The organism is Roseovarius dicentrarchi (assembly GCF_003316635.1).
In the GTDB taxonomy this organism is placed as follows: domain Bacteria; phylum Pseudomonadota; class Alphaproteobacteria; order Rhodobacterales; family Rhodobacteraceae; genus Roseovarius; species Roseovarius dicentrarchi.
Genome location: NZ_QNQP01000003.1, coordinates 29191 through 45866, shown reverse-complemented (window position 1 = coordinate 45866; position 16676 = coordinate 29191). Strand labels below are relative to the sequence as shown.

15 protein-coding genes are annotated in these 16676 nt (G+C 60.0%); 4 read left to right on the top strand and 11 right to left on the bottom strand.

Annotation, left to right across the window (positions count from 1 at the left end):
• Nucleotides 1–19: 19 nt before the first annotated feature.
• From DQ230_RS02780 to DQ230_RS02735, 10 genes are all read right to left on the bottom strand, one after another.
• Entirely contained in the window at nucleotides 20–478 is a 459-nt protein-coding gene (locus tag DQ230_RS02780; protein ID WP_162497347.1) for a hypothetical protein, read from the bottom strand.
• 38 nt (nucleotides 479–516) lie between these two features.
• Nucleotides 517–2160, bottom strand: a complete 1644-nt coding sequence (locus DQ230_RS02775; protein ID WP_113910980.1) for a sodium:solute symporter family transporter — start codon at nucleotides 2158–2160, stop codon at nucleotides 517–519.
• Nucleotides 2157–2480, bottom strand: a complete 324-nt coding sequence (locus DQ230_RS02770) for a hypothetical protein (protein WP_113910979.1) — start codon at nucleotides 2478–2480, stop codon at nucleotides 2157–2159. Before DQ230_RS02770 ends, DQ230_RS02775 begins: the two co-directional genes overlap by 4 nt.
• 92 nt (nucleotides 2481–2572) lie before the next feature.
• The gene (locus DQ230_RS02765; RefSeq protein WP_113911148.1) at nucleotides 2573–3340 is read right to left on the bottom strand and encodes an enoyl-CoA hydratase-related protein; all 768 of its coding nucleotides are present in this window, start codon (nucleotides 3338–3340) and stop codon (nucleotides 2573–2575) included.
• A 31-nt stretch (nucleotides 3341–3371) separates the two neighbouring features.
• Nucleotides 3372–4205 (bottom strand): alpha/beta fold hydrolase, encoded by an 834-nt coding sequence (locus tag DQ230_RS02760; RefSeq protein WP_162497346.1) that lies wholly within the window; start codon nucleotides 4203–4205, stop codon nucleotides 3372–3374.
• 59 nt (nucleotides 4206–4264) lie between these two features.
• A complete protein-coding gene (locus DQ230_RS02755) occupies nucleotides 4265–6001 on the bottom strand; it encodes a PHA/PHB synthase family protein (RefSeq protein ID WP_162497345.1) in 1737 nt (578 codons plus the stop codon).
• Nucleotides 6002–6032: 31 nt separating this feature from the next.
• Complete coding sequence (gene mmsB, locus DQ230_RS02750; RefSeq protein ID WP_113910976.1) at nucleotides 6033–6905, bottom strand: 3-hydroxyisobutyrate dehydrogenase; 873 nt, start codon at nucleotides 6903–6905, stop codon at nucleotides 6033–6035.
• 42 nt (nucleotides 6906–6947) lie between these two features.
• Entirely contained in the window at nucleotides 6948–8093 is a 1146-nt protein-coding gene (locus DQ230_RS02745) for an acyl-CoA dehydrogenase family protein (RefSeq protein ID WP_113910975.1), read from the bottom strand.
• On the bottom strand, nucleotides 8093–9022 hold the full coding sequence (locus DQ230_RS02740; RefSeq protein WP_113910974.1) for an electron transfer flavoprotein subunit alpha/FixB family protein: 930 nt from the start codon (nucleotides 9020–9022) through the stop codon (nucleotides 8093–8095). The genes DQ230_RS02745 and DQ230_RS02740 overlap by 1 nt, the downstream gene beginning before the upstream one ends.
• Nucleotides 9022–9780 (bottom strand): electron transfer flavoprotein subunit beta/FixA family protein, encoded by a 759-nt coding sequence (locus DQ230_RS02735; protein ID WP_113910973.1) that lies wholly within the window; start codon nucleotides 9778–9780, stop codon nucleotides 9022–9024. Before DQ230_RS02735 ends, DQ230_RS02740 begins: the two co-directional genes overlap by 1 nt.
• A gap of 562 nt (nucleotides 9781–10342) precedes the next feature.
• Here DQ230_RS02735 and DQ230_RS02730 point away from each other — a divergent pair.
• The 4 genes from DQ230_RS02730 (at nucleotide 10343) to DQ230_RS02715 (ending at nucleotide 15294) form a co-directional block, all read left to right on the top strand.
• Entirely contained in the window at nucleotides 10343–11266 is a 924-nt protein-coding gene (locus DQ230_RS02730; RefSeq protein WP_113910972.1) for a helix-turn-helix domain-containing protein, read from the top strand.
• Between the two features lie 101 nt (nucleotides 11267–11367).
• Complete coding sequence (locus tag DQ230_RS02725) at nucleotides 11368–13005, top strand: acetate--CoA ligase (protein WP_113910971.1); 1638 nt, start codon at nucleotides 11368–11370, stop codon at nucleotides 13003–13005.
• Between the two features lie 217 nt (nucleotides 13006–13222).
• Nucleotides 13223–13882: an adenylate kinase gene (locus DQ230_RS02720; RefSeq protein WP_113910970.1), complete on the top strand. Its 660-nt coding sequence runs from the start codon at nucleotides 13223–13225 to the stop codon at nucleotides 13880–13882.
• Nucleotides 13883–14052: 170 nt separating this feature from the next.
• Nucleotides 14053–15294, top strand: coding sequence for an MFS transporter (locus DQ230_RS02715; protein WP_113910969.1), 1242 nt, complete (start codon nucleotides 14053–14055; stop codon nucleotides 15292–15294).
• Nucleotides 15295–15359: 65 nt separating this feature from the next.
• Here DQ230_RS02715 and DQ230_RS02710 read toward each other — a convergent pair whose 3' ends face one another.
• Nucleotides 15360–16676 (bottom strand): pyruvate dehydrogenase complex dihydrolipoamide acetyltransferase, encoded by a 1317-nt coding sequence (locus DQ230_RS02710; RefSeq protein ID WP_113910968.1) that lies wholly within the window; start codon nucleotides 16674–16676, stop codon nucleotides 15360–15362.

Below are 16676 nucleotides of genomic sequence, written 5' to 3'. Positions count from 1 at the left end.
TCCCTCCGCAGGAGTGTGTTCAGGTTGACAGATAGGCAAAGCAGCCCAGAAAAATCGCGACGGCGCCCACGCAGGTCATGGCGCGTGTCAGCGGCCAGCTCAGCTCGGCCGCCAAAAGGCTGGCGAGCGTTTGCAGAAACAATGCGACACTCAGCAGCGCAATCACCGCCCAAAGCAGCGCGTTTTGACCTGCCCCATTCAGCCAAAGCGCCGCCGCCGGCGCGCCGACCCACAAAGGCAGCGCCGCACTGGAAATCAGGGTGGTCAGCACCAGAACGCGGATGCGCCCGCCAAAGGCGCGCACCATCGCCCAGCCGACGGCGGCAAATCCGACCCACAGCGAAAAGGTCAGCGCCAGGCCGCCAACCGATATGGCCAGAAACGCCTGCATGGGCGGCACGTCCAGGGACGCAACAAGGTCAGACTTGGCATAAAGGGTCGCGAGGCTCCACAGGAGCCCCGCTATTGGCATGCCCATAAGGGCAGGCAGCCGAAATGAGGAGAACCTCATCACTCCTACTGCCAAGGCACCATACCCCACAGCAGGATCGGAACCCACAGTGCCGCAAGGATCATCAGCCACTGGCTGCTGTCATAGCGCTGGCGCGTGACATCGACCCAGCCGTGCATCCCCTCGACGGTTTCCTGCGCGATACGGCGCTCATCCGCTGCTTCGCCGGACTTCATCTTTTCAGCCGCCAGCGAAATCACGATCGTCAGGATAAACCCGACCGGCACCGAAATCAGCGAGGTTGAGAAGCCGAGAGCAGCCACCAGACCCGATCCGACCGAAAAGTTACCGAACACATAGGGCGACAGCAGGATATAAAGCGCACCCGACAGGATGCTGCCCCAGAACGCGCCCCACGTGTTGATGCGGGTTGACCACACGCCCAGCACAACCATCGGTGTGATGGCCGTCGCGCACAGACCGAACGCCCAGAAGATCGACGTGACCAAGAAGGCAGGCGGGTTGAGCGACACCAGAAGGGACACGATGCCCGTTCCGGCAAGCGCGAAGTAGCCGTAACGCAGCTGGCTTTTCTCGGGCAGATGCGGCTTCAGCACGCCGACGATGTCGTGGCCAACCACGGTCGCAACGCCGATCATCAGGCCCGCGATGGTGGACACGCCCGCCGCCAGAACACCGGCAATAACAAATGCCGACACCCATTCGGGGTTATAGGCAAGGTTCAGCAGCAGCGTCGTCTTGTCCGCGGCTTCCGGTGTCAGCTCGGTGTCGATCAGGGCGAAGTGGTAAACGCCCGCGAAACCCATTGCGTAGGTCGCCAGAAACATGACGCCCACCCACAGGCAGAACCATGGCACGACACGGCGCGCGGCCTTGATGCTTTCCGATGTCAGAACCCGCTGCGCAAGCTGCGGCAGGCCCAATGTGCCGATGGTCAGCGATACGAACAGCGCCACGTAGAACCGCGCCTCGTATTTCAGATCGAAAAACGTCGGGATCTGCGCCAGCAGCGTATCGGTCATGTCGCCATAGCCCAGCGGCGGGAACCAATAGCCCGATACGCCCATCGCCTTGAGGATCGCACCCAGCGGCACGACCAGCGCGATCATCATGATCACCATCTGGATGGCGTCGTTATACGTTGCCCCCTTCATGCCGCCAATGGTGACATAACCGGTGATCACCAGCGCCGACAGGATCAGCGACGGCATGTAGGGCAGGCCCAGCAGCACCTCGAACACCTTGGCGATGCCGATGAACTGACCGACCATGTACATCAGCATGATCAGCAGCATCCACGCGGCCGCCAAAAATGCCGTGTTCCGGCCATAGCGCACCTGAACAAAGTGAACCGACGTGAAAACGCCCATCCGATACAGCGATGCACCATACAGCATCACCAGCAGCGGAACGCTGAGGATCAGCTGAATCCACATGAACACGAACGGCAGGTGCAACTGCTGGATCAGCGCGACAACGCCCAGGAAGGTCGCAACGCTCATCCATGTCGATGACGCGGCCAGCGAGTTGATCACCGGGCCGACAGACCGCCCCGCCAGATACAGATCCGTCGCGTTTTCGGTCTTTTTGTTGTTGATCAGGGCGACGATGTAATAGAGGCCAAAAACGGCAAAGGTGATCCCAAGGCCGAGCCAGATATTTTGAATTTGCCAGTCAGCAGGTGTCATTTGGACGCCCCTCCGGGTGTGGTTGCGCCGGCCATGGAGCCCGGTTGCTTGGCGCTTGCCGCCGCGCTGGCGGAAATCTTGGCATTTTCAGCCTCGATATCGTCCTCCAGCCGGTTGGCATAGCGGCACCAGATGATCGACCAGATCAAAACGCCAAGCGATCCCAGAATGAGCGCGATGAAGTAATGCGTCGGCAGGCCAAGTATTCTGGAGCTGTTGTCAGTCCCCAGAATGATGAACCACAATCCGGTATGTCCCAGCAAAACAAAGCCAAGGCCAAAACCGATTGTGGATTTTATTTCCTTTTTATACGCGTCCAAGGTTGTCCCTCCCTTTTATCTCGTTAGCGCCGCGATTTTGGTCATCTTATCCGCTGGCACCGAAATATTATGACACCAGATTCCAAAATATCCTAGCGTTTGAATTCAGGCGCCCGCTTTTCAATAAATGCGGCCATGCCTTCTTTTTGATCCTCCGTTGCGAACAGCGAGTGGAATACGCGCCGCTCCCACAGCAACCCCTCGCTCAGCGAAAGTTCCTCGGCGCGGTTCACCGCCTCGCGGGCATGACGCGCCACCGATTTGGAATAGTCGGCAATTTGCGTCGCATCGCTGATCGCTGTTTCCACGACGTCAGCGTCAGCAACGACTTGAGCCACCAGACCGCAAGCCAGCGCCTCGTCCGCTTTCATCATGCGGCCGGTCAAATGCATCTGCATCGACTTGGCGCGCCCGATCAATTTTGTCATGCGCTGCGTACCGCCGATGCCCGCAATAACGCCCAGCTTGATTTCGGGCTGGCCAAACTGCGCGCCCTCCCCGGCGATAATGTAGTCGCACATCATCGCCAATTCGCAGCCACCGCCCAGTGCGTATCCGTTGACCGCCGCAATTTTCGGTGTGCGAAAATTCGCAAAGGTTTCCCATTCGCCAAAGAAATCGGAATCGGCCATTTCGGTATAGGTCTTGTCGGCCATTTCCTTGATGTCGGCACCCGCCGCAAAGGCGCGCTCATTTCCTGTCAGCACAAAGCAACCGACGCCCGGATCACGGTCCAGCGGCGCCAGTGTTTCGATAATTTCCCGCGCCATCTGGCTATTCAGCGCGTTCATGTTCTTGGGGCGATTTAGGCGGACGATAACAACGCGGCCCTGCTGTTCGGTTGTGATTGTTTCAGGCATTTTCATTCCCTCCTGAGTTGGAATTACAGTGTTACTTGCGTCCGGTATCCAGAAAGTCTGTAACCAATTCGCCAACTTCTTCGCGTTTCGAATACATCAACAGATGCCCCGCCTGAAAAACCGTCAGCCTTGCCTGCGGAATCAAGCTGGACAGCAATATCTGATTTCCGATGGGGATCAGCGTGTCATAAGCTCCGGCAATGACTTGCGTTGGCTGTTTTATCTGCGACAGCCAGGGCAGGCTGCTCCACGAACACATTGCATTCACTTGGGCGGAATACCCTTCGTAGGTCGGACGGATGGCGTGCTCCGAATATTGCTGGAACAATTCGGGATGCATGATTGCCTCGCCGCCATACATCAGGGGACCGATAAAGTTACCGTATTCCTTGTTCACGTAACGCCATGGAAAGATGATTTCGGCCAGCGCGATCGGCGATCCCCACCAGCTGCCAATGCCGCCCGCCGACGTGATTGCCAGCACCAGTCGCCTGCACCGTTCGGGGCACTCCAGCGCCATTTGCTGCGCAAGTGCGCCGCCCCATGAAATGCCCAATATATCAAAGCGTTCGATGCCCAGCCGGTCCAGCACCCCTTGCAACATCTGCGCGTGATCGGGGATCGTCGTGCCTGTTTGCGGCACATCCGACCGGCCGACACCGGCAGCGTCAAAGGCAATGATCGGACGGTCTTCCAGCTCGTCCATCAAGGGGAACAGCATTTCGACGCCTTGCCCCAGACCGTTGCAGATAACGAGCGGCATTTCCGACCGGTCCAGATCGCGCCCATAAACCCGCAGCTTTACCCCGCCGACTTTGATGTAGCGAAAGCCGCTTTCAGGAATAGACAGTTTTTCATGTTTCATGTTCTTTTCCATTCCTTCAAGCGCCCGCAGTTCGTTGCGTTAAATATGCCTATGCAGCATCAGCCGCTTTGCGACACCTTTTCCGTTACATATGTTCCCGGCGCAGGCGCCAGTTCGGGATATTTCTTATTGCCCAACTCGCGCGGCGCGGCGCGTTCTTCGGCACTGTTTTGCGTCTCCAGCCATTTCAGCCAATGGGGCCACCAGCTTCCCTCGGTGCGCGTGGCCGACGCGGCCCATTCATCGCCATCATTGACCGGCTTTCCGCCCGACAGATAATAGCGGCGGCTTTTGTGAGGATGATTGATAACCATTCCCGACACGTGGCCGCCGGACGTCAGAATGAATTCGCTGTCGCCGGAAACGCGGTGCAGCGCGTCAAATGATGCCTTCCACGGAACGATATGATCGCCGGTGGCAGCAACGAAATAACACGGCACATCAATCTTTCCGATATCAACCGGCTGGTCCAGCAATGTCAGCGCGCCGGGGTCTTTCAGCTTGTTGGCGACGTACATTTCCTCTGTGTAGTATTCCAGCCACTTGGCCGGCAGGTTCGAGGTATCGGAATTCCAGAACAGAATATCGAAAGGTGGTGGAGATTTCCCCTTGAGGTAGTTGTTGATCACAAACCCCCAGATCGATTCGTTCACATGCAGCATCGCCATGGCCTGCGCGATATCGCGGCCCGTGGCGACCTTGGTCGATTTCAGGCGGTGCTTGTACGCTTCAATTTGCGGCGCATCGACAAAGACTTCAATTTCGCCGGGATCTGTGAAATCGGCCATCGCTGACAGGAAAGTGGCGGTGCCGACCAGCTTTTTCTGTTTATCGGGCATCACCGCCAAGGCCGCCAGCATCATCGCACTGGCATTGCACCATGACAGCATATCAATTTTATCCGATTTGCTGATTTCGGCTGTGACATCCAGCGCGGCCAGAATGCCCTTTTCAATGTAGTCATTCCAATCATATTGCGCCATTTTCGCATCCGGATTGCGCCACGAAATAGTGAACACAGTATGTCCCTGCTCCACCAGATAGCGGATCATGGATTTCTTTTCGTTGATGTCGAAAATATAGAATTTATTCACGCAAGGCGGCACGATCATAATCGGATTTGCGCGCACTTTTTCGGTGGTCGGCGTGTATTGCAGCAATTCGATCAGGTCATTGCGGAAAATAACTGCGCCCGGTGTGTTGGCCAGATTTTCGCCAACGGTAAACGCGGATTCGTCCGTCGTGGTGATGTAACCCTTTTCCAGATCCGCCAGCAGGTTTTGAAACCCGTCAACCAGACTTTGCCCGTTCGTCTCCATCGCCAGCTTCAGAACTTCGGGATTGGTCAGCGCATAGTTCGACGGCGAAAGCCCGTCCGCAGTGACCCGGGTGTAGAAATTGAGCTTGCGCTGTTCGTGGTCCGGCAAGCCCATCTTTTCGGCCATGTCGATCATGGCCTTGGCTGTCAGCTCGTAGGATTGATGCAGGAAGGGGTACAGGCCCTTGGTCCACTCCTCGGCGCTGAACCGGCGGTCCTTGCTTGGCTCGACCTCGCCCTTTTGCATGTTGGAGAGGGTCGTGAGCCAGAGTTTGGTGAATTCACTTTGATAGTCGATCCAGCTTTGAAACCATTCGCCCATTTCTTCGGGCTTCGGCGCAACCATGGTCTGCATTGATTTCACGAGGATTTCCCGCATTTCCTCGGCTTTGGTTGCGTCAAAGCCGGCGAATAGCGGGTGGGACTGCGTCGCTGATTTCATCATTTGCGAAATCGTTTCTGCTGTTTTCTCGTTCATTCGTGTCTCCATAGCTGCGCCGCGTCAGAAATCAGGACCGTGAGCGTTTTTCAAACCGAGGGAGCATTGCCGAAAAGTCTGTGCCAAGTCCAGACTCGTTCTCGACAAAGGTTCGGTAGATCTCCATCGCCTGCTCGCCCATCGGCGTGTCGGCGCCGACCGCTTCGGCGGCTTGCTGGCTCAGGCGCAGATCCTTCAGCATCAATTCGGATGCAAAACCGGGTTTGTAATCGTTATCGGCAGGGCTGGTCGGGCCAACGCCCGGTGCGGGGCAATAGGCGTTCATCGACCATGAATAACCCGACGACGTGGACACCACATCGAACATTTTCTGCCGGTCAAGGTTCAGCTTGTCCGCCAGCGCAAACGCCTCGCAGGTGGCGATCATGGTGACGCCAAGGATCATGTTGTTGCAGATCTTGGCCGACTGGCCCGCACCCGCCGCGCCGCAATGCACGGCCTTCTGGCCCATGATATCAAACAGCGGCGCGGCGGTGGCAAAGGCCGCATCGTCGCCGCCCACCATGAAGGTCAGCGTGCCGTTTGTCGCGCCGCCCACGCCGCCAGAAACCGGCGCGTCCAGCGCGCCCAATCCCGCATCATGCGCCTGAGCGGCGACTGCGCGCGCGCTTTCCACATCGACTGTGGAGCAATCGCACAGCACCGCACCCGCCGCCATGGCCGGGATCACCTCATCCGCGACGCTGCGCAGGATCTTGCCGTTGGGCAGCATGGAAATGACGACCTCGGCCCCTGTTGCGGCATCGGCGGCTGAATCGGCGGCCTGCACGCCCTCGGGCATCGGCGCGTCCAGGTCAAAACCGCGCACCTCGTGTCCGGCGGCGGCCAGATTTGCGGCCATCGGTCCGCCCATATTACCCAGTCCAATGAAGCCAATCTTCATATGGTGTTTCCTTCTTGTTTGCTTGGTGGCGAAGCTATTCGCCTATCCGCGATCAGCAATCAGTTGCCGCGAGACAATCAGATGCATGATCTCATTGGTGCCTTCCAGGATCTGGTGAACCCGCAAATCGCGCACGATCTTTTCGATCCCGTAATCGGACAGATAGCCATATCCGCCATGTAATTGAAGCGCGTCATTGGCCACCTCAAACGATACATCTGTGACGTAAGCCTTTGCCATTGCGCAGTATTTCACAGCGTCATACGCTTTGGTGTCCAGCTTCCATGCGGCCTGGCGCAGGAACACGCGTGCCGATTGCAGCTTGATCTCCATTTCTGCCAGACGGAACTGAAGCGCCTGAAACTGGTCAATGGTCTTGCCGAATGCCTTGCGCTCGCCGGTGTATTGCAGTGCGGTGTTCAGGGCAAACTGCGCCCCGCCCAAGGCGGAGGCCGCAATATTCAGGCGCCCGCCGTCCAGACCGGCCATCGCATAGGTAAATCCGCGCCCTTCCTCGCCCACCAGGTTTTCAGCCGGAATTTCGCAATCATCGAATTGCACCTGCGAGGTGGGCTGCGCGCGCCAGCCCATTTTCTGCTCAAGCCCGCCAAAGGACAGGCCGGGCGTGCCGTCCTCGACCAGAACCGCCGAAATACCGCGCGGTCCCACGTCGCCGGTGCGCACCATGGTCAGGTACACATCCGAATAGCTGCCGCCCGAGATGAACGCCTTGTTCCCGTTCAGCTTGTAGCCCTCATTGGTGCGGTCGGCGCGCGTGCGCAGTGCAGCCGCGTCCGAGCCGGAGCCGGGTTCAGTGAGGCAGTAGGAAAAGAATTTTTCCATGCTGCACAGCTGCGGCAGCCATTTCTGTTTTGTTTCCTCGGACCCGAATTTGTCGATCATGCCGCCGCACATGTTGTGGATCGACAGCAGCGATGCAACAGACGGGCAGGACATCGACAGCGCCTCGAACACCATGGTCGCATCAAGGCGCGACAGGCCCGATCCGCCATATTCGTCCGAAACATAGACGCCGCCCAGCCCCAGCTCGGCCACTTTGGGCCACAGGCTTTTGGGAACGGTTTCTTCCTTTTCCCACTTGGCGGCGTTGGGCGCGATATGCTCCTGACCGAACTCATATGCCATATCAAAGATGGCGACCTGCTCTTCTGTTGGTGCAAAATCCATCACTTCAACCTTTCTGTCAGTTCGGGCACGGCCGTGAACAGGTCCGCCACCAGTCCGTAGTCAGCGACCTGAAAGATTGGGGCCTCTTCATCTTTGTTGATCGCGACAATGATTTTCGAATCCTTCATACCTGCAAGATGCTGGATCGCACCGGAGATGCCAACAGCGATGTACAGCGCCGGTGCCACCACCTTGCCGGTCTGGCCCACCTGCCAGTCATTGGGCGCATAGCCCGAATCGACCGCCGCGCGCGATGCGCCAATTGCCGCGCCCAGCGCATCGGCCAGCGCCTCGATCATCTTGAAATCCTCTTCCGAGCCGACGCCGCGCCCGCCCGACACCACGACTCCCGCCGATGTCAGGTCGGGGCGGTCGGACGCGGCCAGCTTGTCCTCGATCCATTCGGACAGGCCCGGATCGACCGCTGCCGAAATCGTCTCGACCGGGGCCGAGCCGCCGTCCGGCGCCGCGTCAAAGGTGGACGTGCGGATGGTCACGACCTTTTTCGCATCGGTCGAGCGGACCGTCTGAACCGCGTTGCCCGCATAAATCGGGCGCTCGAACGTGTCGGCATCCACAACGCCGGACACATCCGACAGGATCATGACATCCAGCAGCGCCGCAACGCGCGGCATCACGTTTTTCGCGTCCGTCGTGGCCGGGGCAACGATGTGATCATAATCGCCCGCCAGTGACACGATCAGCGCCGCAGTCGATTCCGCCAGCCGGTGGCCCAGCGATGCATCCTCGGCCACCAGAACGCGCGTAACGCCGGTGATCTTTGCCGCCGCTTCGCCGGCAGCGGCGGCGGATGCGCCGCAGCACAGTACCGTCACATCGCCCAGTTTTGTAGCGGCGGTTACGGTCTTGGCGGTTGCATCCCACGCCAGTTCGCCATCGGTCACTTCTGCAAGTAAAAGAACAGCCATTATACAGCCCCCGCTTCTTTGAGTTTCGCAACCAGTTCATCGACCGAGCCGACGATTTCGCCGGCCTTGCGCGCCTCGGGCTCGGCGGTGCCGGTGACGGTGAGGCGCGGCGTGACATCGACGCCGTAATCGGCGGCGGTTTTCTCGTCCAGCGGCTTTTTCTTGGCCTTCATGATGTTGGGAAGGGACGCATAGCGCGGCTCGTTCAGGCGCAGATCGACGGTGACGATGCTGGGCATCTTGACCTTGATCGTCTGCAAGCCGCCATCCACTTCGCGCGTGACCAGCGCATGATCGCCCTCGATATCGAGCGCGGAGGCGAACGTGCCCTGGGACCAGCCCAGCAGCGCCGATAGCATCTGGCCGGTGGCGTTCATGTCGTTGTCGATCGCCTGCTTGCCCGCCAGAACCAGACCGGGCTGCTCTTCGTCCACGATTGCCTTGAGGATCTTGGCAACGGCCAGCGGCTCGATATCGGTGTTCACGTCCTCGGACGCGATCACCAGAATTGCGCGGTCGGCGCCCATGGCCAGCGCGGTGCGCAGCGTTTCCTGCGCCTGCTTGACGCCGATGGAGACGGCGACAACTTCATCAACTGTGCCGGCCTCTTTCATGCGAATGGCCTGCTCTACCGCGATCTCATCGAACGGGTTCATCGACATTTTGACGTTGGCAAGATCGACACCGCTACCGTCCGCTTTGACGCGAACCTTCACGTTGTAATCAATGACGCGCTTGACAGCGACCAGTACCTTCATCTGGAACTTCCTTCTAAATCATGCTTCTGCGGTTCTGCGGCTTTCATCGCGCCCCTCAAAGAGCCAGGCAAAGCTGCGCCCGCGCCCCAGCCCTCAACCACCGCCGAGGTTCTGCGGGCTCGCGCCCACCCCATCTTCTTGCGCCATCCGGACCATACCGGTCGCGGCCAGAACGCGCGTTCGGCGGCAACAAACCTTTCGCCTGTAAGGTATCCAAATGCCCCACGCCGCTCTAGGCATTTCGCGCCAGAATCCATGCCTGACGCGCCAGCAACACCGGAACAGGCGCACATTCATATGCGAATTCACGCACGACTTGATTAGAATATTACGCGTAGACGTGGGGATTTTTCTTAATACTCTGACATGAAGTTCAGACAGCGCGCCAATCGCGCCCAACCAAAAGGACACCGTCATGCCGGATACACCTGCTCATCTGCGCCGGATCGTGTGCGCCTGCCTCCATCCGGCACAGCGCCCGCATGGGAAGGCCGCAATTTGGTAGGGCGCGACACATCTGCCGGGACGTCTGGCACAGCGCGCAGCAGCCGGGGGGTGCGGCATGCGTGATGTGATTGATTTCAACAGATGGTCGCACGATCTGGCGAAGGTTTGCCACCACTTTCGGGGCGTCGCCCAAGACCATCAAAGCGCGGTCAAAGGGCGCGTTACGGCGCATGATCTGGACGGTTTGAAGGTCGCTGATATTTCCGGGGATGTGGCCGCAATCCGGCGCGCGCCGCGCGGCGCCGGGCAGGACGATGCTGAATTTATATTCTGCCTCATTCAGGCCAGCGGCAGGGTCCACGTGGATCACAACGGCGAACTGGCCCCGCTGGGCGCGGGTGACTGCGTGCTGGTGGATTCGACCAAGGACTGCCGGATCACATTGCTTCAGCCCGGCCGCCTGCTGCTGCTGCATATGCCGCGCGCGGATTTCCTTGGCTGCTGCGCGGGGCGCGTGCAGATCGGGCAACTGCTGCCTGCCGATCATCCGCTTGCCCCGACGATCCGGCAACAGGTGCAGCAGGTCTGTCACGGCTGGGATCACGGCGCGGCTGTCGGGCGGGCCACTTCGGGGCTTATCCTGGGCATGATCCAACTGGCCTTTTCCAACCCGGTCGACTTTGCCAAGGACGAGGCGACCAGCAGCAAGGATTGCCAACTGGCGCTTGCGCTTGACCTGATCCAGCAGAACCTGACCAATCAAGACTTGTCCCTTGCCTGGCTGGCGCACCAGATCGGGATGTCGACCCGGCAGGTGCAGCGCCTGTTCGAGGCCGAGAACACAAGTTTCAGCAGCGAAGTGCGCGACCGCAGGCTGACCGCCGCAGCCGCGCGGCTGCGCAGCCAAAAAACCACAAGACGTATTCACATTTCCGAAGTAGCCTTTGACTCGGGGTTTCGCGATCTGTCGAATTTCAACCGGGGCTTCAAATCCCGGTTCGGAATGGCGCCGCGCGAATACCTTGAAACGGTTGCCTAGACGCCGCTAAACTTTTGGGAGCGATCCGAATGGGCCACCGAACAGACATATTTGCGCGACGGCGAACCAGCCGTCCCACCGCCCCAACCAAGGAGTAAGACATGTACGAATTCATGAATGTTCCAAGAACATACAAAGAGGCGCGCGAAGCTTATAAATTTCATTGCCCGGACGATTTCAACTTTGCCTATGATGTGATCGACCGCCGCGGGCGCGAGGCCGACAAAACGGCGGTTCTGGCCGTGGACAAAACCGGCGAGAACGTCCGCGAAATCAAGTATTCCGATCTGGCGCGCACCTCGTCGCAGATGGCCAACGGGCTGCGCACACTGGGGCTGAAGCAGGGCGATTTCGCCTGCCTGATCGCGGGCCGCATCCCCCAGTGGTACGACGCGCTGTTCGGCTGCATGAAGCTGGGCGTTGTGTCGCTGCCCGGCACGAACCTGCTGACCGGTCACGACATCGAATACCGCGTGAACGGCGTCAAGGCGCGCGCGATCATCGTCACGCCCGAGCATTGCGAAAAGGTTGAAGAGGTGCGGGATGAATGCCCGACGCTGGAATTCCTGATCGTCATCGGCGGCCCGCGCGAAGGCTGGATTTCCACCGAGGAGCTGTGCAAGGACCAGCCGGGTGAAATCGCCCCCGAAGACCGCCCCAAGACACATTGCGACGATATGATGCTGGGCTTTTTCACGTCCGGCACCACCGGAATGCCCAAAATGGTGCCGCGGTCGTATGAATACGGTCTGGCGCATGCGTCGACCGGCCTGTTCTGGATGGACTTCCAGCCCGATGATATCCACTGGACCCTGACCGACACCGGCTGGGCCAAGGCGGCATGGGGCATGGTGTTCCCGCAGTTCCTGATGGGTGTCACGGTTGTTCTGTACGATCCCCCCGGCTTTGACGTCGATCAGCACCTGAAACTGGTGGAAAAGCTGGGCGTCACCACGTTCTGCGGCCCGCCAACCGCCTACCGCATGTTCGCGCAGGCCGATATGTCGGGCTACGACCTCAGCTCGCTGCGCCGCTCCATGGGCGCGGGCGAGCCGCTGAACCCCGAAGTGATCAACTTCTGGAAGAAGGCCACCGGCACCACCGTCGCAGACGGCTATGGCCAGAGCGAGACGATCAACATCGTCGGCAACTTCCCCGATCAGCCGGTCAAGATCGGCTCGATGGGTCAGCCCGTGCCGGGCTATGACGTGGAAATCGTCGATGACGAAGGCAACCGGATGCCCGATGACGAGATTGGCAATATCGCGGTGAACCTGAAAAACGGCACGCCTCCGGGCCTGTTTGACGGCTATTACACCGGCGGCGAGCCGAACAGGAAGGATTTCCGCAACGGCTGGTACTTTACCGGCGACACCGCCAAACGTGACAGCGACGGCTATTTCTGGTTCATCGGCCGCGCCGACGACCTGATCAGCTCGGGCGGCTATCGCATCAGCCCGTTCGAGGTGGAAAGCACCCTGCTGGAGCATCCCGCCGTTGCCGAAAGCGCCGTGATCGGCAAACCCGACGACATGCGCGGCGAGATTGTCTCCGCCTACGTCATTCTGGTCAAAGGCAAGGAGCCGTCGGACGAACTGGTCAAGGAAATTCAGGACTTCTGCAAGAAATACACCGCGCCGTACAAATACCCGCGCGAGATCAATTTTGTCGACGAACTGCCCAAGACCATCTCGGGCAAGATCCGCCGCGTTGAACTGCGAGCCGATCAAAAGGCCTGAACAGGCATTTTGACGCCACAACACAGTGTCTGGCGCCCGCGCCAGACACATGACGGCCACCTCGCGCACGGCGCGGGGCCAATTCACAACAGTTTATCAGTCCCGCATGATGCCACGTCCGGACGCCTGCCAGCGGCGTGACCTGCGCTTGCAGTCCTGCACAATCCGCCTGCGCGGCACCTGCAACCCAAAGAACACAGCGAAAGGAACGTTGAACATGGCCAACCTGATATTGCTCGGGCCGCCCGGCGCCGGAAAAGGCACCCAATCGCGCGTGCTGACTGAAAAATTCGGGCTGGTGCAACTGTCCACCGGGGATTTGCTGCGCGATGCCGTGGAAAAGGGCACCGATGCGGGCAAGGCCGCGCAGGACGTGATGCAGGCCGGCGGTCTGGTGTCCGACGATATTGTCATCGCCATTGTCAGCGACCGGCTGGACCGTCCCGATACGGCAAACGGCGTCATCTTTGACGGGTTCCCGCGCACGGTGGCACAGGCCCAGGCGTTGGATACGCTCCTGACCGAAAAGGCGCAGACGCTGGACCTCGTCATATCGCTCGACGTGCAGGACGAGGCGATGATTGACCGGGTATCGGGCCGATATACCTGTGCCGCCTGCGGCGAGGGGTATCACGATACCCACAAGAAACCGGCAAACCCTGACACCTGCGACGCCTGCGGCGGGCATGATTTCAAACGCCGCGCGGATGATAATGCGGAAACCGTCGCGCAGCGGCTTGCCGCGTATCATGCCGAAACCGCGCCGCTGATCGCCTACTACGAGGGCAAAGGACTGCTCAAACACATTGACGCAATGGGTGATATCAAGGCCATCAGCAACGAATTGGCAGCGGCCGTAGCGCAAGAAGACGCTTGACCAGACTTGCCCCGAAGGCTCATGCATCGGCAAGGCCAGCGTAATGCAGCGTGCATCGCGTGCCGCCCAATCTGTTGCGCAGGACGCCAAGCGCCCGGTGCAACGTTATAAATCGCGCCCGAACGCAGCCACCTTGACCCGGTGCATGGGCAGCAAAGCAGGGGCCACACGTGAGCCAGAACAGGACACCCCAGACCCGCGCGCAACGTAATTATGCGTGGACTGTCGCGCTGGCCGGCGCCGTTGCGGTGTTTTGCGCTCTGGGGTTGGGGCGGTTTGCCTTTGGCATGTTGCTGCCGTCGATGTCGCAGACGCTGGGCCTGTCGTATTCGCAGGCCGGTTTGCTGGGCTTTGCCAACATGGCCGGGTATTTGATCGGGGTGCTGCTGATCCCGCTGGTCCTGCCCAGATTGCGGGCGCGCGCAACCATCGTCGCCAGCCTTGGGCTGATTGCGGGGTCGATGGCGGGCATGGCGTTTACCGGCAGTTTCGCGGTTCTGTGCGCGCTATATACGCTGACCGGCATCGGCAGTGCCGGCGTTGTTCTACCTTCGATGAGCTCGATGTCGCAGTGGTTCTATCCGTCGCATCGCGGCCTTGCCGCGGGGATCGTCATGGCCGGATCGGGCTTTGGCATTATCCTGAGCGGGTTCATCCTGCCGCAGCTGTCACCGCAATTTGGCCTCGTGCCATGGCAGATCGCATGGCTGATCTTTGCAGCGATCACCGCCCTGGCCATCGGCCTGTGCCTTGCCCTGTTTCGCAATCGCCCCAGCGAGATTGGCAAGCTGCCCGCCGGGCGCACCCCTGAGAAAACGACCGCAAGCGCACCCGTTCAGGCCCCGCGGGCCAAGCTGCGGCTGCTGGCGCAGCTGGGGCTGGCCTATGGCATCTATGGGGCCACCTACATGATTTACGTGACGTTTATCGTCACCAGCATGGTCGACGCCTACGGCATGACCAAAAATGCATCCGGTAATCTGTGGGCGTGGTTCGGCCTGCTCAGCGTTTTTTCGGGTATCCTGTTTGGCTGGATATCCGATCGTCTGGGGCGCCGCGCGGGCATGGCGGTAGCGTTTGGCGTACTGGGCACGGCCTATATGCTTGTCGGGTTTGGATCTGCGCCCGGCCTTTTATATGTGTCGGTCACTCTGTTCGGTTTGGCCGCGTGGAGCATTCCGGTCATCATTGCCGCATCGGCGGGCGATTATTTTGGCCCGACCTCTGCTGCGAATGTGTTTGCCGTGCTGACAATCGTGTTTTCCGCCGGTCAGGGCATCGGCCCGGTGGTTGCCGGATTTCTGGCCGAAAAGATCGGCGATTTTCAGGTGCCATACGCCCTGTCCGGGGGGCTGGCGGTTCTTGCCATCGTTCTGATCGTGTCAATGCGCCCACCGGCCGTATCGGAATAATCAGGACGGTGCCGAATGAAAAACGCGCCCGAAGGGGCGCGTTTTCCGTGGCAACAAGCCCCGTTTCAGGCCAGCATGACCATCGGATTTTCCAGATTTTCAACGATATGCTGCAACAGCTCGGCGCCCATCGCACCGTCAATCACCCGGTGATCCACGCTGAGCGTGACTGACATGACGGTTGCCACCGACAACTCGCCATCCTTGCCGACGACGGGTTTTTTCACGCCCGCGCCCACGGCCAGAATGGCGCCATGGGGCGGGTTGATGACCGCATCGAAATTATCGATCCCGAACATGCCGAGGTTGGACACCGCAAAGCTGCCGCCCTGATATTCATGCGGGGCCAGCTTGCGATCGCGCGCGCGGGCGGCCAGATCCTTCATCTCGGCAGACAGGGCCGACAGGGATTTTGTGTCGGCATCTTTCAGCACCGGCGTGAACAGCCCGCCCTCGATCGCGACGGCAACAGCCACATCCGAGGGCTTGAGTTGCAACACCCGGTCACCCGCCCAGACGGCATTTGTCGTCGGCACCGACTGCAAGGCCAGCGCGCAGGCTTTGATGATGAAGTCGTTAACGCTCAGCTTGACGCCGCGCGGCTCCAACTGCTTGTTCAGGTCGCTGCGGAATTTCAGCAGCGCATCCAGCCGGATATCGCGGCGCAGGTAGAAATGCGGCACGGTCTGCTTGGCCTCGGTCAGGCGGGCGGCGATGGTTTTGCGCATCCCGTCCAGCTTGACCTCCTGATACTCGCGGCCCTCGTACATCTTGGCGACGGCGCTGGCAGACTGGCCCACTTTGGCCGGTTCAGTCGCGGCGGGGGCGCCGACGGCGTCCGCCTCTGCCGCCTGGGGCTGCTTGGCCGGTGCGGCGCTGGCGCCTTCGACATCTGCCTTGACGATGCGGCCATGCGGGCCGGAGCCGTCGATCTGGCTCAGGTCCAGCCCCTTGTCGGCCGCGATCCGGCGCGCGAGGGGGGAGGCAAAGATACGCTCGCCATCCTTGCCCTTGGGGGCGGCGGGTGCCTCGGTCACGGTGCCTGATGCAGGTTCGGGTTGCGCCTCTTTTTCAGGGGCCTCGGCCTTCTCCGCCTTTTTCTCCGACTCAGGCGCGCTGCCTATATCGTCGGCGCTTTCGCCCTCCTCCAGCAGCACGGCAATGGCGGTGTTGACCTTGACGCCTTCGGTGCCCTCCTCGACCAGGATCTTGCCGATGGTGCCTTCGTCCACGGCCTCGAATTCCATCGTCGCCTTGTCGGTTTCAATCTCGGCCAGCAGATCGCCGGAGGACACGGTGTCGCCCTCCTTGACCAGCCATTTGGCCAGCGTGCCTTCCTCCATCGTCGGGGAAAGCGCGGGCATCAGAATTTCTGTCGGCAT